Origin of the sequence: Rossellomorea aquimaris (genome assembly GCF_008180865.1) — a bacterium.
Taxonomy (GTDB): Bacteria; Bacillota; Bacilli; order Bacillales; family Bacillaceae_B; genus Rossellomorea; species Rossellomorea yichunensis.
Map to the genome: position 1 here is coordinate 658,036 of NZ_VTEX01000001.1, position 25,865 is coordinate 683,900.

The window sequence follows — 25,865 nt, forward strand, 5'->3', positions numbered from 1 at the left end:
GAAAAGCCACTAAAATCAGTAATGGATTAATTTATTTTAAAGAAGAAGGATTTAGTCACGTAGTATCGAAATAGTAATGTAGTAAAAATGAATGCAGTCTTTTTCCTAATCTTATTATAGGAAGGATAAAATTGGTTGTACTCCCAAAATATTATCAAGTATAATAAACGTAACTGATTGAAGATCGGGAAAGGCACAGCATAGGAGGACATAATGTGAGTAAGACAAAGAATGAAAGTATAAAGGTCATACCGCTCGGAGGAGTGGGGGAAATTGGGAAGAACATGTACGTGATCGAAGTGGATCATGAAATTTTCGTGGTTGACGCAGGGCTGATGTTCCCTGAGAATGAAATGCTGGGAATTGATATCGTCATACCTGACATTCAATACTTGATCGAAAATAAAGAACGTGTTAAAGGGATCTTTCTGACTCATGGACATGAGGATAGTATTGGGGCGATATCATACGTACTTAATAAGATTAAAGCACCTGTTTATGGCACCCGTTTAACGAATGCTCTTGTAAAGGCACGATTGAAGGATGAAAATGTCAGGGAAGATGTGAAATTCTATACGATTCACTCAGATAGCCATCTCACTTTTGATGGAGTGAATGTAACGTTCTTTAAAACCACACACAGTATTCCGGATTCAGTTGGTGTATGTATACATACATCTGAAGGAGTCATCGTACATACAGGAGAATTCAAATTTGATCAATCGGCTAAACACCTTTATCGACCGGATTTAGGCAAAATGGCTCAAATCGGTGAAAAAGGAGTGCTTTGTTTGTTGTCTGACAGCAAAGAAGCGGAGAGACCCGGCTATACAACATCCGAAGCAGTCATTGAACAACACATAACAGACGCTTTACGAATGGCATCCGGTAGAGTCATTGTAGCTTGCTTTGCATCTAATTTAATTCGACTACAGCAAGTTTTTGACGCTGCAGATCAAAATAACCGTAAAGTGGTCGTAGTGGGTAAGAGTTTGAAGAGAGTATATGATGTAGCATTGAAATTAGGCTATCTTCACGTCCGGGATGAGATGATCATCGGAATGGATGAGATTGGTGATTATCCTAAAGATGAAGTCGTCATCATCGCCACCGGAACTCAAGGAGAACCGTTTGAAGCCTTGCAGAGGATGTCAAAACGCTCCCATCGTCTTGTAAATATCGAAGAAGGAGATACAGTCCTAATTACGGCTTCACCTTCGCCTGGAATGGAAGTCATCGCAGGAAAGACAATTGACATGCTTTATAGAGCAGGAGCAAACGTCTTGACCGCTAATAAGAAGGTTCATGTTTCAGGGCACGGGAGTCAGGAAGATCTAAAGTTCATGTTAAATATCATGAAACCGAAGTATTTCATCCCAATACAAGGTGAGTACAAAATGCTGGTGGCGCATACACAGATCGCTCACGACATCGGTCTTCCGTATAAGCAAATTTTCATTTTGGATAAAGGGGATGTGCTTCAATACAAGGACGGCAAGATGAGAATGAGCGGCCGGGTGCAGGCCGGGAATGTGTTAATCGATGGAATCGGTGTAGGGGACGTAGGGAATATCGTCCTTCGCGATCGTAAACTATTATCAGAAGACGGTGTCTTTACGGTCGTTGTAACGATTAACCGCAGATCCAAATCGATTGTGTCAGGTCCTGAAATTATTTCACGCGGCTTCGTTTATGTGAGGGAGTCAGAAGAATTGATTGATGGAGCTGGAAGCATCGTAACGGATGTAGTACATTCCTACTTACAAAAGGGCTCTTTTGAATGGACAACCATTAAACAGGATATCAGAGATCAGCTCAATTACTATTTATTCAATAAAACACGAAGAAGACCAATGATATTACCGATCATCATGGAAGTTTAATGCGTGAGGCTATTTGTTTCTAACAGATAGCCTCCGTTTTTTATTTGATCCCAAAGTATAAAGTATGAAAACACTCCCTTATTAAAATAATAACAAGAGAATGGAAATGAAAAGGAGATGTGTTTCATGGAAGAAAATCATGAACGTATGCAGGATCAGCCAAATAAAGGCGAGGATAATAAAGATAAACCATCAGGGTTAATGGAAAAGATACAGCAATTAGGGCAAACCAATGTCCCGCAACTCTCTCAGGATTCCAATATCCATTGCTTGACGATTGTAGGACAAATAGAAGGGCATATGCAGCTTCCGCCACAAAATAAAACAACAAAATATGAACATGTTATTCCACAGCTGGTAGCCATTGAGCAAAATCCTAAAATAGAGGGTTTGGTGGTAATATTAAATACGGTAGGTGGAGACGTGGAAGCGGGACTCGCTATTTCTGAAATGATCGCTTCACTTTCTAAACCTACAGTATCTGTTGTGTTGGGGGGAGGACATAGTATTGGTGTACCGATTGCCGTATCATGCGATTTCTCGTACATTGCGAGCACTGCTACAATGACAATCCACCCGGTTCGGTTGACGGGGTTGGTGATCGGAGTACCGCAGACATTCGAGTATTTGGATAAAATGCAGGATCGGGTAGTTAGTTTCGTAACGAAGCACAGTAATATATCGGAAGAAGATTTTAAAGACCTGATGTTTGCAAAGGGAAACCTCACACGGGATATCGGTACGAATGTGGTAGGTGACGATGCCGTCGAATACGGCCTGATAGATGGGATCGGGGGCATTGGGACAGCCATTAAAAAGATTAACGAGTTAATTGAGATGAAAAAGCAATCGGATCAACAAGAGGGATTAGTACAATGATCCTTTATACAGTCGTTCCCAATGATCTTGTATTTCCAACAGATGCAAGTGAATTCAGTGGTCAAATGATGATGGAATATCAGGGTGTTCCTATCCTTGTTCAGCAGGAGCAGAACCGGTATCGAATTGTGAGGGTCATGAGTAGTGATCCTGCACATTATCTGGATAATCAGATTTGCCCAGGTGAATTTATCAATAATTAAGCGAGAAAGAGGATTTTCCCGAAATAGTGGTTATGCTATAATATTACTGGAAGAGATAATCATAATGATACTTTAAGTTAAACGGGAAGGGTCTGACACCTTAGGCACATAGATTGCCCCAAAGGATCAGCCCTTTCTTCATCTTTATGTACATATGAAGAAAGACTTCAATAGAATTTAGGTGAATTGGATTGGCAAAACGAAAAAGAAGAAAAAAACGATCTGCAACGAGTTCAACCTTAAAACAAACCATAAAATATGAAATTACAGGAATGATCCTTGCTGCCCTCAGTTTGATTTCAATCATAGAGCTTGGAGCTGTAGGGAAAGCAGTGGTATATTTCTATCGATTCTTTCTTGGTGAATGGTATATGGTTGCCCTCATGTGGATGCTGTATTTAGCTGGATACCTCATGATTAAAAGGGAGATCCCTATGTTATTTAGTCGCAGACTTATTGGGATCTACATCATCATTGCGAGCTTCTTGCTACTGAGTCATGTGAAATTATTTGATTTGCTCTCAAATGATGGCTCTTTTGATAATCCAAGTGTCATCATGAATACGTGGGATTTGTATTGGATGGATGTAAGTGGGGAAACGAGTACATCAGACCTTGGTGGGGGAATGATAGGGAGCATTTTATTTGCCCTTTCTTATTTTCTATTTGACTCGCAAGGAGCAAGGATTGTTAGTGCAACTTTCATATTGATCGGAATCATACTAGTGACAGGTAAATCCATCGGGGATGTGCTGGGAAGAGCAGGAAAACGCTTTGGTGCATTCTTAAGCGGACAATGGTCGGCATTCAAACAAGATATGAGTGACTGGAGAGAAGATCAGTCAAAGAAAAAAGAAGTGAAAGACAAGAAAAAGAAAGAAGTTCCTGTTAAGCAGGAGAATGCGGTTGAAACTCAGATGCCTCAGGAAGAGGAAACGAGAGAACCGATTATCTCAAACTTCGCTGAACGTGCATACGGAGGGAATCCGACTAAAGAAGAACCATCCCCTTCAGGAGCGGGAATGAATGGTGAAAAAGATGGTGCGGCCGCTAAAGATAAGCCCGATTCAGAAGGAGAAGCGGATTCTGCACCACCAATTACGTTTACTGAAGTAGAAAATAAGGATTATAAACTACCTTCTATTTCGTTATTAAAGACTCCTAGAAAAACAGATCAGAGTAATGAATATCAACTGATTCATGCCAACGCAGCCAAACTTGAAAGAACCTTCCAAAGCTTCGGGGTAAAAGCGAAAGTTACTCAAGTTCACTTAGGTCCAGCCGTCACCAAGTATGAAGTTCACCCGGATGTAGGTGTGAAAGTAAGCCGCATCGTGAACCTTAGTGATGATTTAGCCTTGGCTCTTGCGGCTAAAGATATCCGAATCGAAGCTCCTATTCCGGGGAAATCGGCTATCGGTATTGAAGTTCCTAACTCAGAAGTGGCCATGGTGTCATTAAGAGAGGTGCTTGAAGCCAAGGAACATAATAAACCGGATGCCAAGCTCCAAATTGGGTTAGGGCGGGATATCACGGGAGAAGCCGTACTTGCAGAATTGAATAAAATGCCTCACTTACTTGTAGCCGGGGCCACTGGAAGCGGAAAGAGTGTCTGTATTAATGGAATTATTACGAGTATTCTAATGAGAGCTAAACCACATGAAGTTAAACTCATGATGATTGATCCAAAAATGGTTGAATTGAATGTATATAATGGGGTACCGCATCTATTGGCTCCCGTTGTAACTGATGCAAAGAAAGCTTCACAGGCATTAAAAAAGGTTGTAAGTGAAATGGAGCGGAGATATGAGTTGTTCTCTCACACAGGAACAAGGAATATTGAAGGCTACAACGACTACGTTAAGAGACAGAATCTCGAGAACGAAGAAAAGCAGCCGCTGCTTCCATACATTGTGGTAATAGTGGATGAGCTGGCTGATTTAATGATGGTTGCTTCAAACGATGTAGAAGACGCCATCACAAGACTCGCACAGATGGCACGTGCCGCAGGGATCCATTTAATCATTGCTACGCAGCGTCCTTCTGTTGATGTTATTACAGGGGTCATCAAAGCGAATATACCATCCAGGATTGCGTTTGCCGTATCATCACAAATCGATTCCAGAACCATCCTGGATTCCGGTGGCGCAGAAAAACTATTGGGTAGAGGAGACATGCTCTTCATGCCTGTAGGGGCTTCAAAGCCTACAAGGGTACAAGGCGCATTTTTATCAGATGAAGAAGTTGAAGAAATCGTTGATTTTGTCATTTCTCAACAAAAGGCACAGTATCAGGAAGAAATGATTCCAGATGAGATACAAGAAGATGAGAAAACGGGCGAAGCTGAAGACGAACTCTATAATGATGCAGTTCAGTTGATCGCTGAAATGCAAACCGCTTCCGTCTCCATGCTTCAAAGAAGATTTAGAGTTGGTTATACAAGAGCAGCACGATTGATTGATGAGATGGAAGTAAGGGGAGTCGTTGGACCTTATGAAGGAAGTAAGCCGCGAACCGTCTTGATCGGTAAACCTTCGGAAGAGCAAAGCTCTTAACAAAAGGTGTGTTACCCTATTCAAAATGAATGGGATAACACACCTTTTTTATGTAAAAATTAAGAAGGAAACCTGAAAATGTATCCGTTTCAAATCATGTTATTCTAGTTTATCCACCAATGTGTTATACTATTAAAAGCGTTTACAATTGTAATGGAGTTGTTTTAATTTTGTAAAGATTGATAATCTATAACAACCTTATTGTAAATTATATGTAAAATAACTCCGTGAAAGCCCATTCACTCTTATATATTTACTATTTTTTTACAAAAAAGGATTTTAAATTGTCATTCTAGTCATTTTTTTCGACAAAATCACACAATGCTATTTATTTATGAAAAGAAAAGTGTTATAGTATTTTCGATTAGTAGGAAAGATATACATCAGAGGTCTGATGTCTTGAGAAAATTTGGTGGTGGTTCCAGTGACAATAAAGACAGACAATCGACATTTATACTTACAAGTGATAGACCGTTTGAAGAAAGATATCGAAGCGGGAATATACAAAGAAAAAGAAAAACTCCCGTCTGAATTTGATCTCTCCAAACAACTAGGTGTGAGTAGGGCTACTCTCCGTGAAGCTCTCAGAATTCTTGAGGAAGAAAGTGTCATCGTACGACGTCATGGGGTAGGTACATTTGTAAACGCTAAACCGCTCTTTACTTCTGGTATTGAGCAGCTGAACAGTGTAACGAACATGATTAAGCAGGCCGGTATGGAGCCAGGGACCATTTTCTTAAGCTCAACGACTCAAGAAGCTACGGAGGATGATGTGAAGAGGTTTACTTGCAATGAAGAGGACGACGTGATCCTGATTGAACGGGTTCGTACTGCAAACGGGGAACCGGTTGTGTATTGTGTAGACAAAATTCCTGAAAAGATTATGCCGAGGAATTTCACCCATGAAGATAACTCGATTTTCACCGTTTTGGAGAAACGCGAGAATAAGAGAATCACTCATGCTGTTGCACAAATAGAACCTATGGGCTATCACGATAAAATCTCCCCTATTCTAAATTGTGAACCAGAAACGGCACTACTCGTTTTAAAGCAAATGCATTTTGATGAAAACGATGAGCCGATTCTGTACTCAGTAAACTATTTTCGGTCAGACAAATTTAGCTTCCACGTATTAAGAAAGCGTGTATAACAACAATCCATCTTTCTACTAATTTATTACAATATTAGGGGGTACTCTAGGTGAAAAAACGTAAAATTGGTTTAGCGTTGTCATTTGTTCTAGCTGCAGGTACATTATTAGGTGCTTGTGGAACAAGCGAGGACAAAGAAGGTGCATCTAGTGGTGAAGGTAACAAGAAAGAAGATCAATTTACAGTAGCAATGGTTACGGATGTTGGTGGAGTAGATGACAAATCTTTCAACCAATCTGCTTGGGAAGGTTTAAAAGCTTTCGGTGAAGAGCACGACTTAGAAAAAGGTAAGGAAGGTTTTGACTACTTACAATCACAATCTGATGCTGACTATGCTACTAACTTAAACACATTAGCTCGTCAAGACTTTGACTTAGTATATGGTATCGGCTTCCTTATGGAAGGTGCAATCAATGATATTGCACAACAACAAAAAGATTCTCACTTTGCAATTGTTGATGCTGTTGTAGACCAGCCAAACGTTGCAAGTATCACATTTAAAGAGCAAGAAGGTTCATTCCTTGCGGGGGTTGCAGCTGGACTGGCAACGAAAACGAACAAAATCGGCTTCCTTGGTGGAATGGAAATTCCAGTAATCGAGCGTTTCCACTCCGGCTTCATTGCTGGTGTTAAATCAGTGAATCCCGAAGCGGAAATCGTTGCAGATTATGCAGGAGCATTCGACAAAGCTGAACTTGGTCAAACAATTGCGTCTAAGATGTACTCACAAGATGTAGACGTTATCTTCCATGCAGCTGGTGGTACAGGCAATGGATTGTTCAAAGAAGCACGTGACTTAAAAGAAAAAGATCCTTCCCGTGAGCTATGGGCAATCGGAGTTGACTCCGACCAATCAGCAGAAGGTAAAGTTGGGGATCATAATATCATCTTGACTTCTTCTTTGAAACGTGTTGATAATGCGGTTCTGGATCTTGCTAACAAAGCAAAAGAAGGAAACTTCCCAGGTGGAGAAGTTATCTCTTACGGACTTAACGAAGAGGGTGTTGGATTAGCTGAACTTAACGAAGAGCTTTCTAACAAAGACGAGGTTATGACTAAAGTTGATGAATGGAAAGAAAAGATCAAGAGTGGGGAAATCACTGTTCCTGAATCTTTAGATGCAGCAAATTCATTCTCAGCTAACTAATTGAACAGGGATAAGGGGGCCAAGGATAGCCGGTCTCTTATCCCTTTTCTAAAAAGAATATTCATAATAATTAAAAATTTAATTGAAGTATAGAAACTTCTTTCTATCTTTCATTTAGAGTTTTAATCGGGGAAACCCTTTTTTTCTAGAGTCTTAAGGTCTGACCTCTAACTACTAGATAAATATCCCTAGCCTATGCAAGGAGTGATTAGCAATGGATTATGTAATTGAGATGCTGAATATTCGTAAAGAATTTCCTGGCATCGTAGCAAACGATAATATTACCCTCCAACTCAAAAAAGGTGAAATTCATGCGCTTCTAGGTGAAAATGGAGCAGGTAAATCTACACTGATGAATGTTTTATTTGGACTTTATCAGCCTGAACAAGGAGAAATTCGTGTGAAGGGGCAGAAAGTAAACATCACCAATCCCAATATTGCCAATGACTTAGGGATCGGAATGGTTCACCAGCACTTTATGCTCGTTGATACCTTTACAGTAACAGAAAATATTATTCTCGGGAGAGAGCCGAAGTCCGGTGCCACAGTGGATATTAAAAAGGCAGAGAAGGATATTCTGGAAATCTCAGAAAGATACGGTTTAAAAGTGAATCCTTCCGCTAAAATTTCTGAAATTTCAGTAGGAATGCAGCAGCGTGTTGAGATTTTGAAAACACTTTATCGTGGTGCAGAAATTCTGATCTTCGATGAGCCTACGGCGGTACTGACTCCACAAGAAATCAAAGAGCTTATTCAAATCATGAAAACTCTTATTCTAGAAGGCAAGTCTATCATTCTTATCACTCATAAACTAAAAGAGATTATGGAAGTGTGTGATAATGTAACCGTTATCAGAAAAGGAAAAGGGATCGGGACAGTGCAGGTATCAGAAACCGATCCGAATCATCTTGCCAGTCTGATGGTAGGACGTGAAGTAACCTTTAAGACTGAGAAGAAGGAAGCCATCCCTACTGACAATGTGCTCGAAATTCGAGATTTGAACGTAAAAGATCATCGCAATGTTTCCGTTGTAAAGGGGTTAAACCTGGAAGTGAAAGCCGGGGAGATCCTTGGTATTGCGGGAGTTGATGGGAACGGTCAAAGTGAACTGATAGAAGCGATTACAGGGTTATACAAAGTTAATAGTGGGTCGATTAAGCTGAATGGAAAAGAAATTGCCAATATGAAACCGCGCAAGATTTATGAAACAGGTGTAGGTCATATTCCTCAGGATCGTCACAAACATGGTTTAGTTCTGGATTTTCCAATCGGTGAAAATATGGTTCTACAAACCTATTACCAAAAGCCTTATTCAAATAAAGGGGTATTAAGCTATAAGAATATTTACAATCAAGCGAGAAAGCTAATTTCAGAGTTTGATGTAAGGACACCTTCTGAATATACCCTTGCCAGGGCACTATCCGGTGGTAATCAGCAAAAAGCGATCATCGGTCGGGAAGTCGATCGAGATCCGGATCTGTTGATTGCTGCCCAGCCTACCCGCGGTCTCGATGTAGGGGCAATCGAGTTCATTCACAAGCGCCTGATCGAGCAGCGGGATAACGGGAAAGCCGTACTATTACTTTCATTTGAATTGGATGAAATCATGAATGTAAGTGACCGTATCGCGGTCATTTATGAAGGGCAAATTGTAGCAATTGTGAATCCAAAAGAAACAACCGAACAAGAACTTGGACTACTGATGGCTGGTTCGAAGAGGAAGGAAGCGGGGGAGAACGAACATGTCTAATCGATTAACAAATATATTAATCCCGGTTATTTCGGTCCTTTTGGGAATTATTGTCGGAACCATTATTATGCTTGTGAGCGGATATGATCCAATTGCAGGATACTCTGCACTTTGGCAAGGTATTTTCGGAGAGATCTACTATGTAGGGGAAACGGTTCGTCAAGTGACTCCGTACATTCTGGCAGGTTTGGCTGTTGCCTTTGCATTCAGAACCGGATTATTCAATATCGGGGTCGAAGGACAACTGATTGTAGGGTGGCTTGCTGCAGTATGGGTTGGAGTTGCTTTCGATGAGTTACCAAAGATCATCCACTTGCCACTTGCTGTAATCGCAGCGGCATTAGCCGGCGCATTCTGGGGCTTCATTCCAGGATTACTGAAAGCAAGATACCGTGTACACGAAGTAATTGTTACGATCATGATGAACTATATTGCACTTCACGTAACCAATGCGATTATCCGAGATGTATTGACGGAGCGCAAAGATCGTACGGACTATATCGCAGAGACGGCCTCATTAAAGTCTCCATTCTTTGAGGCCATAACGGATTACTCAAGACTGCATTGGGGGATCTTCATTGCCCTCGCCTGTGTATTTATCATGTGGTTCCTTTTAGAAAAAACGACTCGTGGATATGAACTTCGTTCCGTAGGTTTTAACCAGCATGCTTCTCAATACGCAGGAATGAACGTAAATGGAAACATCATTCTTTCTATGGTCATTTCCGGGGCATTTGCAGGACTCGCAGGAGCCATGGAAGGTTTGGGGACATTTGGTTACGCCTCGATTAAAGGAGGATTTACAGGGGTCGGATTTGATGGGATCGCTGTAGCACTATTAGGGGGGAATGTTGCCATTGGTGTTGTCTTCGCAGCATTATTATTTGGAGGACTCAAAGTGGGGGCGTTAAATATGCCTCTTGAAGCAGGTATTCCAAATGAACTGGTAGACATCATCATTGCCCTTATTATTTTCTTTGTAGCATCTGGTTATATGATTCGTTATCTGATTCAACGATTTAGTAAGAAGGGGGTGAAATAAGTGGGCTTTATCGATATCTTAACAATCCTTATTCCATCAACATTATTGTGGGCATCACCACTTATTTTCACTGCGTTAGGAGGAGCGTTCTCTGAACGTTCTGGTGTGGTTAACATCGGGCTTGAAGGATTAATGGTCATTGGAGCTTTCTCAAGTATTGTTTTCAATCTAGCGTTTGCCGACACATTCGGTGCGGCAACACCTTGGGTGGCCCTCCTAATAGCGATGGTCATGGGTGCGTTACTTGCCGTACTCCATGCGGTTGCCTCGATAACATTCCGTGCCGATCAGGTAGTTTCCGGAGTGGCAATCAATCTGCTTGCCATCGGTTTAACCCTTTTCTTAGTCAAACGTATTTATGGAAAGGGTCAAACAGACATCATTTCAGAAGGTTTTGGAAAAGTGGATGTACCATTACTTAACAAAATTCCGGTGATCGGTGATATTTTCTTCTCCAACACTTATTGGCCACCATTTGTAGCCATTCTTGTTTCCGTCATCGTTTGGTTCATTATGTTTAAGACTCCATTCGGTCTCAGATTGCGTTCCGTAGGTGAGCATCCAATGGCTGCAGACACAATGGGTATCAACGTAACGAAAATGCGCTATATCGGCGTAATCATTTCTGGGGCTTTTGCAGGAGTGGGTGGAGGAGTATATGCCCAGTCCATTTCCTCGGACTTTAGTCACGCAACCATAAGCGGGCAGGGATTCATGGCCTTAGCAGCTTTGATCTTCGGTAAGTGGCATCCCCTTGGCGCAATGGGTGCAGCATTATTCTTTGGGTTCGCACAAAGCTTAAGTATCATCGGATCAAGTATTCCATTATTTGAAAACATTCCGAGTGTATATCTGCTAATCGCACCATACGTATTAACAATCCTTGCACTTACAGGATTCATCGGCCGTGCAGATGCACCTAAAGCACTTGGTACACCGTATATTAAAGGAAATCGTTAAATATACAATAAGCACGAATCTAGAAAGGTATCTCGACATTTCGAGGTACCTTTTTTTGGTATTTAACATTCGAAAGTAGTAGCTGATTTCCACTTCAGGATGCTCGCTTTCCGCGGGGCAGGTGGTGAGCATCCTCGGTTGCGCCTCCGGGTCTCACCTGTCTAGCTACGGGGCTTAGGGGCTCGAGGTCATAAGCCAAGTCTACCAAAAAGGCAAAGAGCGCCTTTCCGGCAGACTCGTCTTATGCTTGTCGCCCCTGGGCAAAGCCCCTCCGCTTTTCGTACTGTCCAGCTATTCCCGCAGGAGTGCCTTCCGCTCCAATCAACTTTCTGAGCATGTATCCTTAATGGAAATCAGTAAAAACAAGACTTTTAGCAAACCATCTCATTTAAGGTAAATAGAGATTGATTTTCCTTTTAAGGATGAAGAATTATTCTTTTCTAATTACATTGTGTTCTTGCACACCTTAAAGCTCTGTCATGAAAAATTCTGTTAAAGATGGTGAGGGGAACTGCGTAGACTCCGGAGGATATTGGGCGTGCCGAGACCCCGTTCGGCTAAGCTGAGGAGGCTCGGCCGAGCGCTAGCTGCAAGCAGAGCAGTTCCACTCACCATCCAGCACACACTGATTGACAGAGCCGAAGCAGACCATATATTGAAAAACAACAATCTTTGACAAAAGAGATTTGTGAAACAATAAAATGAAACATATTACACATTTTCTATACATATACTAGTTTACTCTGTGGGTATTTTTCCAATAGAGGAAGATGCTTGAAATCAACATATCACTACATGTATAGTTATACATAAATACCGCACAATAAAGGTGTTTATAACTTTTTTGATTTCAAAAATCACGGAAGTGTGGAACTAAGGAGGACGGTACGATGACAGCCATAAATGAAGTAGTAAAAAAGAAACAGGGGTACACGCTACATATCGTTCAAACGGATAAGTATAAAACCAACAGTCTGATTTTGAAAATGAAAGCTCCTTTAGATCAAGAAACAGTGACCTTACGCGGATTACTCCCTCATGTGATGCAAAGCAGTACAAAGACCTATCCGAGTACAACGGAATTAAGATCATACCTGGATGAATTATATGGTGCTAACTTTTTCACGGATTTAGGTAAAAAAGGTGAGTACCACGTGGTCAGCATGTCCGTGGAAATCGCCAACGAAAAGTTTTTAAGGGACTCAGAGCCTTTACTTCAAAAAGGAATAGAATTTTTAGCAGATGTCCTGCAAAATCCTCATATTGAAAATAACGAATTCGATAAGAAAACGGTCGAGAAAGAAAAACGAAACCAGAAGGTAAGAATACAGGCAGTATATGACGATAAAATGCGCTACGCTAATTCCCGGCTTGTAGAAGAAATGTGTAAGGGAGAGCGTTTTGCCCTTCATGTTAATGGCATTAGTGAAGAAGTTGAGTCCATAACGGCCAAGAGTTTGTATGAATATTATCAAAAAGTCATGAATGAAGATCAATTCGATCTTTATGTCATCGGCGATGTAGATGTTGTGGAAGTTGAAAAACTGTGTGATCAACTCCTCCAATTAAAGGAACGTACCCCTCTCGAAGTCGATTCATCGGAAGTGGAGCAAAAGGAAAGGGAAAACGTCGTGAAAGAAAAGCAGGATGTGAAGCAAGGTAAGCTTAATATGGGCTACCGGACTCATACACAATATGGCGATGATGATTACTTTGCCCTTCAGGTGTTCAATGGAATATTCGGTGGATTTTCTCATTCTAAATTGTTCATAAATGTGAGGGAAAAAGCGAGCTTAGCCTACTATGCAGCAAGTAGACTGGAAAGTCATAAAGGATTATTGATGGTTATGTCCGGAATAGAATTTGAGAAATATGATCAAGCAGTCGGAATCATCAATGATCAACTGCAAGCCATGAAGGATGGAGACTTTACGGATGGTGAAATCGAACAAACGAAAGCGGTCATCCGCAATCAACTGCTTGAAACCATTGATACGTCCCGTGGTTTAGTTGAGGTACTATATCATAATGCAGTCGCACATGAAGAAATTGATTTAAAACACTGGCTTGAAGAAATAGAGAAGACGACGAAAGAAGACATCGTGAAAGCAGCAAATAAAGTTGAGCTTGATACCATCTACTTTTTAACAGGAATGGAGGGATAAATATGAAGAAAATTTCCTTCGATCAACTACAGGAAAACTTATTTTATGAAAAAATGTCTAATGGATTGGACGTCTATATTCTCCCGAAAAAAGGATTTAATAAGACATATGCCACATTCACGACGAAGTACGGAAGCATTGACAATCATTTTGTTCCACTGAACGAAGAAGAATTCGTTAAGGTTCCAGATGGAATCGCCCACTTCCTGGAGCATAAATTGTTTGAAAAGGAAGACGGGGATGTATTCCAGCAATTCAGCCGCCAGGGTGCGTCGGCTAATGCTTTCACATCCTTTACACGAACGGCTTATCTATTTTCAAGTACTACCAATGTAGAACGTAATTTAGAAACCTTAATAGATTTTGTTCAAGACCCGTATTTTACAGAAAAGACCGTGGAAAAAGAAAAGGGAATCATCGGACAGGAAATCACCATGTATGATGATAACCCTGACTGGCGATTATACTTTGGTGTGATTCAGAATATGTACAAAAATCACCCTGTGAAGATTGATATAGCAGGAACGATTGAGTCCATCACACCAATCACGAAAGATATGTTATATCAGTGCTATAACACTTTCTACCACCCAAGCAATATGCTCCTCTTTGTAGTGGGATCTGTAGACCCAGATCAAATCATGAATCAGATCCGTTCGAATCAGGAAAAGAAGGATTATGAAAAAATGCCTGAGATAAAGCGGAGATTTGATGATGAACCAGAAACGGTTGCTGAGAAGAAGCAGGTCCTTAAGATGAATGTGCAAAGCCCTAAGTGCCTGGTAGGCCTTAAAGCGCCTGAACCGCATCAGCAAGGCAAGGAAATGCTAAGACAAGAGCTTTCGATGAACGTTTTCCTGGATATGTTATTTGGTAAAAGTTCAAAATATTATTCTGAACTATACAATGATGGATTGATTGATGAAACATTCCACTATGATTATACACAGGAAAATGGCTTTGGATTCCTTACCGTCGGTGGGGATACGGAAAAGCCGGATATCCTTGCCGAGAAGGTACAATCGCTGCTACTTAAAGCCAAAGAACAATCTCTCTTTACAGAAGAGGGTTTAGAAAGAACGAAGAAAAAGAAGATTGGTGCGTTTTTACGTGCCATTAATTCTCCTGAGTTTATTGCAAATCAATTCACACGCTATGCTTTTAACGAAATGGATCTTTTTGAGGTTGTACCTACACTTGAATCATTGAAGTATGATGATATACAAACCGTTGCCAGTACCATTATCAGTGAAGAGCGCTTTACGGTGTGTCAGGTAGTACCAAAATCATAAAATCGGAGGGAGCTGCTCTAGGGTAGTTCCTCTCTTTATGTGGACATTGAGGTGGAAACAGATGAAATATGCTTTAATAACAGGGGCTTCAGGGGGAATTGGAAGCAGCACGGCCTTAAGCTTGGCAGAAGAGGGATGGAATTTATATTTACATTATCATACGAATGAAAAAGCCATAACAGACCTGATTCATAAGGTTGAAAAACTTGGGGTGGAGGCAATTCCCATTCGGGCGAACCTTGCACTCCCGAAAGAAGTCGGGAGTCTAGTAAACAGTATCTTCCAACTTGATGCCATTATTTATAGTAGTGGGAATTCAAGCTGGGGAATGTTTCAAGATCAGACTGAAGAAGAGGTGGACTATTTGATTAACGTTCATGTGAAAAGTCCTTTACTTCTCATTCAAAAGTTATTGCCAAAACTGATAGATCGTAAGGGAAGCATTGTAATGGTAAGCTCCATTTGGGGACAAATAGGCGGAGCGTGTGAGGTCGTTTATTCAACTGTAAAGGGGGCGCAGCTGGCATTTGTGAAATCATTGAGTAAGGAGCTTGCTCTAAGCGGGGTAAGAATCAATGCAATTGCTCCAGGAGCAGTTGATACATCGATGATGGGTTCGTTTTCTGAAGGGGAACTAGAAGCTCTAAGGGAGGAAATTCCAATGGGTCGTTTTGCTCAGGCGGATGAAGTTTCCGACTCGATTCAATTTCTCACTTCCCCCAAATCCTCTTATATAACTGGTCAAACCATCTCCATCAATGGTGGGTGGCATACATGAAAAAGTTTTTTAGTCCAAGGATTAAGGCGAATAATTTTTCCTCCTGGATACAAACTAAGGTTGTATTTCAATAAAGGAGGTCATGACAAATGTCTGTATTAGATAACTGGTCTGATTGGAAAAACTTCTTAGGTGACCGTCTTCACCAGGCTCAACATGGTGGAATGGAAAATGAAACGGTTTCTGACTTAGCTTACCAAATTGGTGACTACTTAGCGAATCAAGTCGAAGCTAAGAACGATCAGGAAAAAGTGTTAGCGGATTTATGGTCTGTCGCTTCTCCTGAAGAACAACATGCCATTGCGAACATGATGGTTAAACTTGTTAATAACAATGGTACTCGTTAAGGAGAGGGATTTTTTCCTCTCCTTTTTCTTATATATATATTTCTAAAAGAATCACTAGATACAGAAGTCATTCTTCGGGTGAAGTCTATACTTCTTTACTATAAACAGCTTATGAGGTATAAAATGAGAAATTGTACATATTTATGTAGGTTTTGCTTTTCTATTACCGGAAAATCATTTATTATAATACCTAGATGTTTAAATAATCTTTCCGAATTATGTCGTTTTTTATCGAATTGAAATGTCACAGTTTTTTCAGGAGGGAACCAATGGAACGCAAAGAATGGTATTTAGAATATGAAATTCAAAAAAATCGTCCAGGCCTCTTAGGTGATATTTCCTCGTTATTAGGAATGCTTTCTATAAATATAGTGACGATAAATGGTGTAGATGAAGGCAGGAGGGGAATGCTTCTTCTTGCTAACAATGATGAACAGATAGCAAGGCTTGAGTCCATCTTACAAACGATGGATACGATTAATGTTACAAAGCTCCGGGAGCCGAAATTACGGGATCGCCTTGCCGTTCGTCACGGCCGTTATATTCAGCGAGATGCCGATGACAAGAAAACGTTTCGGTTTGTTCGTGATGAGCTGGGTTTATTGGTGGATTTTATGGCTGAGCTATTTAAGCAAGAGGGACATAAGCTTGTTGGGATCAGAGGGATGCCCCGGGTAGGGAAGACCGAATCCATCGTGGCATCAAGCGTATGTGCAAATAAGAAATGGCTCTTTGTCTCTTCTACCTTATTAAAGCAGACAATAAGAAGCAAGCTGATTGAAGACGAGTATTCATCTGAAAATCTATTTATAATTGACGGTATCGTTTCAACTCGCCGTGCGAGTGAAAAGCATTGGCAACTAGTAAGGGAAATCATGAGATTGCCTGCTGTGAAAGTAATCGAACATCCTGACGTATTCGTTCAAAACTCTGAATATTCACTTGAAGATTTTGATTATATCATTGAACTTAGAAACGATCCTGATGAAGAAATTACATATGAATTAGTAGAACAAAATAATCTATTTCAAAATTCCGATTTTGGAGGTTTTGATTTTTAATATTGGAAGGTGTTAAGTGGTGACGGAATTAGGAAATCGTTTAAAGGAAGCCCGTGAAGCTAAAGGTTACAGCCTCGATGATTTACAAAGAATGACAAAAATTCAAAAACGCTATTTGATTGGGATTGAAGAAGGCTCGTATGACGCGATGCCCGGGAAGTTCTATGTGCGTGCATTTATTAAACAGTATTGTGAAGCGGTCGGTCTTCCTCCTGAAATGATTTTCGAGGAACATAAGGAAGAAATTCCGACAACCTATGAAGATGAGATACCGGTTTCCCTCTCCAGGGTTCAGTCAAGAAAGTCTGTATCAGAAAGCTCTACCAAGGTATTTGACTTCGTGCCCAAACTGCTTATAGCCCTGTTCGTTATTGGTGCCTTGATTGCCGTATGGGTATTCTGGCAGGGGAAAGTGGGGGATAAAGGCCCTGAGGCACAGCCTTCAGAGAATCAGGAGCAAGTCGCTGTAGATGAAAACCAGACGGCTGAAAGTGAAGAGCCTGAAGAAGAAACCAAAGAAACAGAAGAAACAGGGGAAAATAAACCTTCAGAAGATGAAAATGCCAAGGAAGAAAAAGAACAAAAACCAGAACAATCATTAGAGGCTGTTAATACTTCAGATTATAAAACAACCTATGAATTGAAAAATACAGAAGAGTTCAAGCTGCAGTTGGCGGCTGAGGGAGACACTTGGGTGAAAGTCTTTAACACCGACGAGCAAGTATTGTTTGAAGGATTACTAAAACAGGGTAATAAAAAGGACTTTGACTTTTCCAGTGAGAAACAGGCATACCTCATCATAGGGGATGCTTCAAACACGGATATAAGTGTGAATGGCAAACAACTTGAGTATAAAATTTCTGCAACGGATGTCGTAAGACAGGATATCATCATTAACTATGAAACTAAAGCGACACAATAATTGAGATGAAAGGAGTTTTAATAACTCCTTTTTCTTACATACTATAGCTAGAACGTGTTTTTAAGTATTGGAGGTAGAAAGGTGAACTTACCTAATAAGATTACAGTTTCAAGGATATTTTTAATTCCATTATTTTTAATCATTATGCTTGCACCGCTAAACTGGGGTGACATGATGTTTCTTGGGGCAGAAATGCCGGTCAAGCACTTTGTGGGAGCTTTGATATTCATCATTGCGGCAACAACCGATTGGGTAGACGGTTATTATGCACGAAAGCTTGACCTCGTGACGAACCTTGGGAAGTTTTTAGATCCATTGGCGGACAAATTGCTTGTATCCGCTGCATTAATTGTTCTGGTTGAGCTTGGTCTTGCCCCGTCATGGATTGTCATTATCATCATCAGCCGTGAGTTTGCGGTAACAGGTCTTCGCCTTGTGTTAGCTGGAGAAGGGGAAGTGGTTGCTGCGGGTCAACTTGGAAAGATCAAAACATGGGCACAGATCATCGCTATTTCAGCGCTGCTTCTGCATAATGCCATTTTCGAACTGATCAATTTGCCATTTGCGACCATTGCTCTCTGGGTGGCTATGTTCTTTACCATTTGGTCTGGATGGGACTATTTCAAACATAACAAAAAAGCATTTGTAAATTCGAAATAAAACGCTTGAACAAGGGGGTTGATTCTACTGGAATCATCCCCTTCTTTACATTGATGACAGGGGGAATTTAGGATGAATGCAGAAATTATAGCGGTTGGATCAGAACTACTATTAGGTCAAATCGTCAATTCCAATGCTCAATTCATTTCAGAGCAGCTGGCTGAAATGGGGGTGAATGTCTACTACCACACTAGTGTTGGTGACAATCCAGAGCGGTTGCAACATGCGATTTCAGTAGCTCAAGAAAGAGCAGACTTGTTGATTTTCACTGGTGGACTTGGACCGACCAAGGATGATTTGACGAAAGAGACCATTGCGAAGTCATTAGGTACAACTTTGACCATGGACCAAGATGCATTGGAATCAATTAAAAGCTATTTTAAAAAAGTCGACCGGGAGATGACCCCCAATAATGAAAAACAGGCACTCATATTAGCCGGATCTCAGGTGTTGAAGAATGAGAACGGTATGGCTCCCGGCATGCTATTGAAAAAAGATGGTAAAGCATACATGCTTTTACCCGGGCCTCCATCTGAAATGAAACCGATGTTCAATACTTACGGCAAACTGGCCATCCAAAAATTATTGAAGAAGAAAGAAATTATCCATTCCCGGGTCCTGCGCTTTTTCGGCATTGGGGAAGCTCAGTTGGAAACAGAATTAGAAGATCTGATTGATCAACAAACCAATCCAACCATTGCCCCACTGGCTGGTGACGGAGAAGTTACACTGAGGTTGACGGCCAAACACGAATCGAAAGATGCTGCCATCACCCTTTTGGATGAGTTAGAAATTGAGATTATGAATATTGCAGGAGATTACTTCTACGGTTACGATCAGGATTCTCTCGTTGAGGTGGGATTCAAATTATTAAAAGAGAGAGGTTTCACACTTTCCTGTGCAGAGAGTTTAACCGGGGGCCTCTTTCAAGCTCAATTAGCGTCATTACCAGGTACATCCTCCATCCTGAATGGCGGGGTGATTTGTTACCAGGATGAGGTCAAGAAGAAGGTACTCTCTGTGAAAGAAAGTACACTTAAACAGCATACATCAGTAAGCGAAAAGTGTGCACAAGAGCTTGCAAAAAACGTAAGAGAACTTTTATCATCGGATATCGGAATCAGTTTTACTGGTGTGGCGGGTCCCGGATCACACGAAGGGCAACCTGCAGGAACCGTTTGGATTGGACTTTCCATGAAAGATCAACCAACTAAAACGTTTCTATTAAATCTTGGCGGCGGACGTAATGCTAACCGAATGAGAACGACAAAATACGGTTGGTATTATTTGATTAAAGAATTGAGTAAGTAAGGATAGATTGGCTGTCTTCTGATAGGTGGAGGGCAGTTTTTTTATTGTTCAATCGCACCAAATTCAATCCAAATCACCTATAGAAAAAAACCGAATGAATGTTCGATTTTTTTCTTGTTTTCTATTATAAAAACGTTTATAGTATAGATAGGTTGGATTTGAGACAAGCTTATAAGTTGTCTATTTCAAGTTCTATATTCAAAGGAGGAAGATTTTGTGAGCGATCGTAAAGCAGCCTTAGATATGGCGTTAAAACAAATAGAAAAGCAATTCGGTAAAGGCTCTATCATGAAGCTTGGGGAGCAAACTGATAGAAAGATAGTAACATGTCCAAGTGGTTCACTGGCATTGGACGCAGCTCTTGGAGTTGGCGGATATCCCCGCGGTAGAATCATTGAGGTATATGGTCCGGAATCATCCGGTAAAACAACAGTAGCACTTCATGCCATTGCAGAAGTCCAGGCTCAAGGTGGTCAGGCGGCATTCATCGATGCAGAGCACGCACTTGATCCTGAATATGCACAAAAGCTTGGGGTAAACATAGATGAATTATTACTTTCTCAACCGGACACAGGTGAACAGGCACTGGAAATTGCTGAAGCGCTAGTACGTAGTGGGGCAGTGGACGCCATCGTTATCGACTCTGTTGCAGCACTTGTACCGAAAGCGGAAATCGAGGGTGAGATGGGAGATGCTCACGTAGGTCTTCAAGCCCGTTTAATGTCACAGGCTCTTCGTAAGCTTTCAGGTGCTATCAACAAATCGAAGACCATCGCGATTTTCATTAACCAAATCCGTGAAAAGGTCGGAGTCATGTTTGGAAATCCTGAGACGACTCCTGGTGGGCGCGCACTGAAATTCTATTCTTCTGTACGTTTGGAAGTCCGTCGTGCAGAAACACTTAAGCAAGGAAATGAAATGGTAGGGAACAAAACGAAGATTAAAGTCGTGAAGAATAAAGTAGCTCCTCCTTTCCGTGTAGCGGAAGTAGATATCATGTACGGTGAGGGAATTTCTAAAGAAGGTGAAATCGTCGATCTTGGATCTGAGCTTGATATTGTTCAGAAGAGCGGTGCCTGGTACTCTTATAACGAAGAGCGCTTAGGTCAAGGTCGTGAGAATGCGAAGATTTTCCTTAAAGAAAATCCGGAAATCCGCAGCGAAATCATGCTGAAAATCCGTGATCATTACGGATTGGATACAGGTCGAGCTGAGACCGATGATCAAAGTGAATTAAGTCTTTTAGAAGACTAACCATAATGAAGAGAAGCAGCCATTTTCGGTGTGCTTCTCTTTATTATGTATGATAAGCTATTATTTGGTAGAAAATAGTAATGGTGTTTTTCTCTAATGATAATCGCTTATAGTTAAGAGAAGCATGTGAATAATCGTTTTCTGATGTAAATTTCTAAATTCAACAAAAAGTTTTCAAATAGATGGATGGTGTCAAAAAAACATCCATAACCCCATAGTGACAGTGTCAATTTATGTCGATTGGAAAAAATCCCTTGAGAAATCTAGTGATAGAGGGCTCTACCCCTTGACAATAAATTTTCAGAGATTTAAAATTAACATGTATATTTTACAAATTTTTCGAATGAATATTTGAAAGCCTAGCGCTGTATATTTTGTTCTTTTGAGCAATGTACAAGCCGACATGTAAAAGACATGATGACAGTTCATAGCAAGAGGAGGTGAAATAATGCAACCTATAACAATCATCTCCATTTTGCTTGGCCTTATCGTCGGTGTAGTTGTTGGATACCTAATTCGTAAGTCCATTGCTGAAGCAAAGATTGCTGGTGCTAAAGGTTCAGCAGAGCACATTTTAGAAGATGCTAAGCGCGAGGCAGATGCTCTGAAGAAAGAAGCACTATTGGAAGCAAAGGACGAAAATCATAGACTTCGCACAGAAATGGAAAATGAACTTCGTGAACGAAGAAATGAATTGCAGAAACAAGAAAATCGTTTAATGCAAAAAGAGGAAAACCTCGATCGGAAAGATGAAACGCTTGATAAGCGTGAAGCCTTACTTGAAAGAAAAGAGGGGACCCTTAACGAGAGACAACAACATATTGAAGAGATGGAAAGCAAAGTGGACGAGATGGTACGATCACAGCAAACAGAGCTAGAACGTATCTCGAGCTTAACTCGTGATGAAGCGAAAGGAATCATTCTTGACCGCGTTGAAAATGAACTTTCCCATGATATCGCTATTATGGTCAGAGAGCATGAAACACGTGCGAAGGAAGATGCAGATAAGAAGGCGAAAGAAGTCCTTTCACTGGCTATTCAACGTTGTGCTGCTGAACATGTGGCAGAAACAACGGTTAGTGTTGTGAACCTACCGAATGATGAGATGAAAGGTCGAATTATTGGGCGAGAAGGACGTAACATTCGTACGCTGGAAACTTTAACAGGAATTGATTTGATTATTGATGATACTCCTGAAGCAGTTATTCTTTCTGGTTTTGATCCGATTCGTAGAGAAACGGCTCGAATTGCATTAGAGAAGTTAGTTCAGGATGGACGTATCCACCCTGCGCGAATTGAAGAGATGGTCGATAAATCCCGACGTGAAGTGGATGAATACATCCGTGAAATTGGTGAACAGACAACCTTTGAAGTTGGCGTTCATGGTCTTCACCCGGATTTAATTAAAATCTTGGGACGTTTAAAGTATCGTACAAGTTACGGTCAAAACGTTTTAAAACACTCAATGGAAGTGGCGTATCTTTCTGGATTATTAGCAGCAGAGCTTGGTGAGGATGAAAGACTCGCTAAACGTGCTGGATTACTTCATGATATCGGAAAAGCAATCGACCATGAAGTAGAAGGAAGCCACGTGGAAATTGGTGTTGAACTGGCAACGAAGTACAAAGAACACCCTGTTGTCATTAACAGTATTGCTTCTCACCACGGAGATACTGAGCCTACGTCCATCATCGCAGTACTGGTTGCTGCAGCTGATGCTTTATCTGCTGCGAGACCTGGCGCGAGAAGTGAGACGCTTGAGAACTATATCCGCCGATTAGAGAAGTTGGAAGAAATCTCAGAGTCTTATGAAGGCGTTGAGAAATCGTTCGCTATCCAGGCAGGACGAGAAGTTCGTATTATGGTTAGACCAGAAGCCATTGACGATTTGGAATCTCATCGATTAGCAAGGGATATCCGTAAACGGATCGAAGATGAGCTCGATTACCCTGGCCATATTAAAGTAACGGTCATCCGTGAAACAAGGGCTGTCGAATACGCGAAATAAGAGGTTGACTCGAATAGGGATTTTCCCCTTTCGGGTCAGCTTTTTTTATCGCATATTTTATCTATCCAGAGGATGAATAGACGGCAAGTTATTTGTGATACAATAACTACAAGACTGAATACATATAGAGAAGGGAATTTTCATGAAAATTTTATTTGTTGGAGACGTAGTCGGTTCAATGGGCAGGGAAATGATCACGGAATACTTGCCAAAGTTAAAAAAGAAGCACTCACCGGATCTTACCATCGTTAACGGGGAAAATGCAGCTTCAGGCAGAGGGATCACAGAGAAGATTTACAAACAATTTTTGCAAGATGGTGCCAATATGGTAACTCTCGGTAATCATACTTGGGATAATAAAGATATTTTCAATTTTATCGACTCATCGAAACAAATGGTGAGACCGGCGAATTTTCCGGAAGGAACCCCTGGAAGCGGTCTGGTCTATGCTGAAGTGTATGGAAAAGAGGTTGCCGTTATCAATGCCCAAGGTAGAACTTTTATGCCGCCCCTTGATGACCCGTTTAAGGCACTGGATGAACTTGTAGACGAAGCAAAGAAGAGAACCTCCATTATCTTCGTTGACTTTCATGCAGAAGCAACAAGTGAAAAGCAGGCTGTTGGCTGGTTTTTGGATGGCCGGGTATCTGCTGTAATAGGAACTCATACACATGTGCAAACAGCGGATAACCGCATCTTGCCCAATGGGACGGCATTTATGTGTGATGTCGGGATGACTGGCCCATACGATGAGGTGTTGGGAATGAGTAAGGATTCTGTTCTGAAGAGATTTCAGACAAGTTTGCCTGTTCGCTTTGAAGTTCCAAAGACAGGACGCAAAATTTTGAGTGCCTGTTTAATAGATGTTGATCAAAAAACGGGTAAAGCGAAAAAAATCGAGCGTATATTAATTAACGAAGACCATCCATTCATGGTAGAATATTAAATGTTTTCTATCCTTTTTTCGGTGAGACCGGAATGATTTGTCCATTTCCTGAATATAGTATCAGTGGAATCATTTATACCAAGTTTGTTCTTTACCACGGACATACGGTATGGGGGAAATGACAAGGAGGAAAAGGAATGGAAATATTAAAAGTTTCAGCAAAATCTAATCCTAATTCTGTAGCTGGTGCACTCGCCGGTGTTCTTCGTGAAAGAGGAGGAGCTGAGATTCAAGCGATTGGTGCAGGGGCTTTAAATCAAGCCGTTAAAGCAGTTGCGATTGCAAGAGGCTTTGTGGCTCCTAGTGGTTTAGATTTGATATGTATCCCGGCATTTACAGATATTCTGATTGATGGGGAAGAGCGTACGGCGATAAAGTTAATCGTGGAACCAAGATAATAAACCATAGGCTGTTCATTAAAGAGGGGATTCTTTAGTGGACAGCCTTTCTATTATTCCATAGTATTATTTATAAGAAAGTCAGGCACTTGAAGGGATGAAGAAACATGTTATTTGATGCACACTGTGATGTATTGATGAAGTTATACTTAGAGCCGGGGAAGAAGGCATTTCAAACGAAGCACTCTTTACATATTACCTATCCACAACTGATCGAGAGCAGAAGTAAGATACAATTATTCGCTATTTATATCCCATCCAATTTGAAGCCAGGTCAACGATTTCAAGCTGCCCTGGAAATGGTGAACATATTTCATAATCAAATCCTGAAACCCAATCCTAAACTGAAATTTGTCACCTCCAAAAGAGATATAAGAAAGTTAGCACATGATGAAATCGGGGCAATGCTTACACTTGAGGGCATTGAAGCAATAGAAGAGGATCTCACCAAGCTTGAAATTCTTTACCGGCTTGGGGTGCGTTCTGCTGGATTAACGTGGAATTGGGCCAATGCTGCTGCAGATGGAGCGCTGGAGCCAAGGGGTGGAGGATTGACCAATTTTGGCCATGAGGTCGTTTCATTCTTAAACGAGAACAGGTTGTGGACAGATGTTTCCCATTTATGTGAGAAAGCATTTTGGGATACAATCGAGTTTGCAGATTACCCCATTGCTTCTCACTCGAATGCATACTCCATTTGTCCAAATCCCCGAAATTTGAAAAACGAACAAATTGAAGCGTTAATCAAAAAGGACAGCGTCATGGGGATCACGTTTGTACCGCCATTCCTAAACAAAAAAGGAACAGCGGTGATTTCAGATATCATCAGGCACGTCGAACATGTTTGCAGCTTGGGTGGAGAGGATCATATTGGCTTTGGATCAGATTTCGACGGGATATCAGAAACTGTTCAAGGGTTATCATCGTTTGATCAATATCAGAACTTGATCAATACACTCCAACGATACTATAGCGAGAAACAGGTGAAAAAGTTCTTGTTTGAAAACTTTGTTGGAAGAATACCAGATTGACTACAATACCTGCCATTAAAGAGATACCTTTAATGGTTTTTTTGTACCGGGAATTAAGTCTGTACATTCACAATCTCTTTAATACAGTAGTGATTTAAATAGAAAAGTGATAAACTGATAGA

Annotated in this window: 22 protein-coding genes; all 22 read left to right on the forward strand. The window is 41.0% G+C overall.

Translation table 11 applies throughout. From position 1 onward, the window contains the following. Positions 1–215: 215 nt before the first annotated feature. The 22 genes from FZC88_RS03320 (at position 216) to FZC88_RS03425 (ending at position 25,743) form a co-directional block, all read left to right on the forward strand. The gene (locus FZC88_RS03320) at positions 216–1,883 is read left to right on the forward strand and encodes a ribonuclease J (protein ID WP_148993636.1); all 1,668 of its coding nucleotides are present in this window, start codon (positions 216–218) and stop codon (positions 1,881–1,883) included. Between the two features lie 126 nt (positions 1,884–2,009). Beyond that, positions 2,010–2,762 (forward strand): ClpP family protease, encoded by a 753-nt coding sequence (locus tag FZC88_RS03325; RefSeq protein WP_148968781.1) that lies wholly within the window; start codon positions 2,010–2,012, stop codon positions 2,760–2,762. Further along, positions 2,759–2,965: a YlzJ-like family protein gene (locus FZC88_RS03330; RefSeq protein ID WP_148993637.1), complete on the forward strand. Its 207-nt coding sequence runs from the start codon at positions 2,759–2,761 to the stop codon at positions 2,963–2,965. Before FZC88_RS03325 ends, FZC88_RS03330 begins: the two co-directional genes overlap by 4 nt. Positions 2,966–3,156: 191 nt before the next feature. Next, on the forward strand, positions 3,157–5,520 hold the full coding sequence (locus FZC88_RS03335; RefSeq protein WP_148993638.1) for a DNA translocase FtsK: 2,364 nt from the start codon (positions 3,157–3,159) through the stop codon (positions 5,518–5,520). Positions 5,521–5,944: 424 nt separating this feature from the next. Further along, entirely contained in the window at positions 5,945–6,670 is a 726-nt protein-coding gene (locus tag FZC88_RS03340; protein WP_148993639.1) for a GntR family transcriptional regulator, read from the forward strand. A gap of 50 nt (positions 6,671–6,720) precedes the next feature. Further along, entirely contained in the window at positions 6,721–7,818 is a 1,098-nt protein-coding gene (locus FZC88_RS03345; protein WP_148993640.1) for a BMP family lipoprotein, read from the forward strand. Between the two features lie 214 nt (positions 7,819–8,032). Beyond that, the gene (locus FZC88_RS03350; RefSeq protein WP_148993641.1) at positions 8,033–9,568 is read left to right on the forward strand and encodes an ABC transporter ATP-binding protein; all 1,536 of its coding nucleotides are present in this window, start codon (positions 8,033–8,035) and stop codon (positions 9,566–9,568) included. Further along, positions 9,561–10,610: an ABC transporter permease gene (locus tag FZC88_RS03355; protein ID WP_148968787.1), complete on the forward strand. Its 1,050-nt coding sequence runs from the start codon at positions 9,561–9,563 to the stop codon at positions 10,608–10,610. The genes FZC88_RS03350 and FZC88_RS03355 overlap by 8 nt, the downstream gene beginning before the upstream one ends. Beyond that, positions 10,611–11,570: an ABC transporter permease gene (locus tag FZC88_RS03360; protein ID WP_148968788.1), complete on the forward strand. Its 960-nt coding sequence runs from the start codon at positions 10,611–10,613 to the stop codon at positions 11,568–11,570. It begins immediately after the preceding gene. 890 nt (positions 11,571–12,460) lie between these two features. Next, complete coding sequence (yfmF, locus tag FZC88_RS03365) at positions 12,461–13,735, forward strand: EF-P 5-aminopentanol modification-associated protein YfmF (RefSeq protein WP_148993642.1); 1,275 nt, start codon at positions 12,461–12,463, stop codon at positions 13,733–13,735. 2 nt (positions 13,736–13,737) lie between these two features. Further along, on the forward strand, positions 13,738–15,027 hold the full coding sequence (gene yfmH / locus FZC88_RS03370; RefSeq protein WP_148993643.1) for an EF-P 5-aminopentanol modification-associated protein YfmH: 1,290 nt from the start codon (positions 13,738–13,740) through the stop codon (positions 15,025–15,027). Positions 15,028–15,088: 61 nt separating this feature from the next. Next, positions 15,089–15,805 carry an elongation factor P 5-aminopentanone reductase gene (ymfI, locus tag FZC88_RS03375; RefSeq protein WP_262371639.1) on the forward strand — a complete coding sequence of 239 codons (717 nt, stop codon included), beginning with the start codon at positions 15,089–15,091 and terminating at the stop codon, positions 15,803–15,805. 89 nt (positions 15,806–15,894) lie between these two features. Continuing rightward, positions 15,895–16,152 carry a DUF3243 domain-containing protein gene (locus tag FZC88_RS03380; RefSeq protein ID WP_044337337.1) on the forward strand — a complete coding sequence of 86 codons (258 nt, stop codon included), beginning with the start codon at positions 15,895–15,897 and terminating at the stop codon, positions 16,150–16,152. Positions 16,153–16,421: 269 nt separating this feature from the next. Continuing rightward, the gene (locus FZC88_RS03385; RefSeq protein WP_148993645.1) at positions 16,422–17,213 is read left to right on the forward strand and encodes a DUF3388 domain-containing protein; all 792 of its coding nucleotides are present in this window, start codon (positions 16,422–16,424) and stop codon (positions 17,211–17,213) included. 19 nt (positions 17,214–17,232) lie between these two features. Then, positions 17,233–18,135, forward strand: coding sequence for a helix-turn-helix domain-containing protein (locus FZC88_RS03390; protein ID WP_148993646.1), 903 nt, complete (start codon positions 17,233–17,235; stop codon positions 18,133–18,135). 81 nt (positions 18,136–18,216) lie between these two features. Further along, the gene (pgsA, locus tag FZC88_RS03395) at positions 18,217–18,795 is read left to right on the forward strand and encodes a CDP-diacylglycerol--glycerol-3-phosphate 3-phosphatidyltransferase (protein ID WP_148969300.1); all 579 of its coding nucleotides are present in this window, start codon (positions 18,217–18,219) and stop codon (positions 18,793–18,795) included. A gap of 72 nt (positions 18,796–18,867) precedes the next feature. After that, positions 18,868–20,106 carry a competence/damage-inducible protein A gene (locus FZC88_RS03400; RefSeq protein ID WP_148993647.1) on the forward strand — a complete coding sequence of 413 codons (1,239 nt, stop codon included), beginning with the start codon at positions 18,868–18,870 and terminating at the stop codon, positions 20,104–20,106. Between the two features lie 216 nt (positions 20,107–20,322). Next, a complete protein-coding gene (gene recA / locus FZC88_RS03405; RefSeq protein ID WP_148969298.1) occupies positions 20,323–21,360 on the forward strand; it encodes a recombinase RecA in 1,038 nt (345 codons plus the stop codon). Positions 21,361–21,808: 448 nt separating this feature from the next. Continuing rightward, positions 21,809–23,368, forward strand: coding sequence for a ribonuclease Y (gene rny, locus FZC88_RS03410; protein WP_148969297.1), 1,560 nt, complete (start codon positions 21,809–21,811; stop codon positions 23,366–23,368). Positions 23,369–23,510: 142 nt separating this feature from the next. Continuing rightward, entirely contained in the window at positions 23,511–24,314 is an 804-nt protein-coding gene (locus tag FZC88_RS03415; RefSeq protein ID WP_148993648.1) for a TIGR00282 family metallophosphoesterase, read from the forward strand. Between the two features lie 137 nt (positions 24,315–24,451). Continuing rightward, complete coding sequence (spoVS, locus tag FZC88_RS03420) at positions 24,452–24,712, forward strand: stage V sporulation protein SpoVS (RefSeq protein WP_034760060.1); 261 nt, start codon at positions 24,452–24,454, stop codon at positions 24,710–24,712. A gap of 107 nt (positions 24,713–24,819) precedes the next feature. Further along, positions 24,820–25,743 (forward strand): dipeptidase, encoded by a 924-nt coding sequence (locus FZC88_RS03425; RefSeq protein WP_148993649.1) that lies wholly within the window; start codon positions 24,820–24,822, stop codon positions 25,741–25,743. Positions 25,744–25,865 lie beyond the last annotated feature (122 nt).

Bases quoted from the DNA above. Each gene is read 5' to 3' on its own strand.
- FZC88_RS03325 (WP_148968781.1), top strand. From the start codon at position 2,010: ATGGAAGAAAATCATGAACGTATGCAGGATCAGCCAAATAAAGGCGAG.
- yfmH (WP_148993643.1), top strand. From the start codon at position 13,738: ATGAAGAAAATTTCCTTCGATCAACTACAGGAAAACTTATTTTATGAA.
- FZC88_RS03385 (WP_148993645.1), top strand. From the start codon at position 16,422: ATGGAACGCAAAGAATGGTATTTAGAATATGAAATTCAAAAAAATCGT.
- FZC88_RS03380 (WP_044337337.1), top strand. From the start codon at position 15,895: ATGTCTGTATTAGATAACTGGTCTGATTGGAAAAACTTCTTAGGTGAC.
- yfmF (WP_148993642.1), top strand. From the start codon at position 12,461: ATGACAGCCATAAATGAAGTAGTAAAAAAGAAACAGGGGTACACGCTA.
- FZC88_RS03400 (WP_148993647.1), top strand. From the start codon at position 18,868: ATGAATGCAGAAATTATAGCGGTTGGATCAGAACTACTATTAGGTCAA.
- FZC88_RS03350 (WP_148993641.1), top strand. From the start codon at position 8,033: ATGGATTATGTAATTGAGATGCTGAATATTCGTAAAGAATTTCCTGGC.
- FZC88_RS03415 (WP_148993648.1), top strand. From the start codon at position 23,511: ATGAAAATTTTATTTGTTGGAGACGTAGTCGGTTCAATGGGCAGGGAA.
- FZC88_RS03355 (WP_148968787.1), top strand. From the start codon at position 9,561: ATGTCTAATCGATTAACAAATATATTAATCCCGGTTATTTCGGTCCTT.
- ymfI (WP_262371639.1), top strand. From the start codon at position 15,089: ATGAAATATGCTTTAATAACAGGGGCTTCAGGGGGAATTGGAAGCAGC.
- rny (WP_148969297.1), top strand. From the start codon at position 21,809: ATGCAACCTATAACAATCATCTCCATTTTGCTTGGCCTTATCGTCGGT.
- spoVS (WP_034760060.1), top strand. From the start codon at position 24,452: ATGGAAATATTAAAAGTTTCAGCAAAATCTAATCCTAATTCTGTAGCT.
- FZC88_RS03425 (WP_148993649.1), top strand. From the start codon at position 24,820: ATGTTATTTGATGCACACTGTGATGTATTGATGAAGTTATACTTAGAG.
- FZC88_RS03330 (WP_148993637.1), top strand. From the start codon at position 2,759: ATGATCCTTTATACAGTCGTTCCCAATGATCTTGTATTTCCAACAGAT.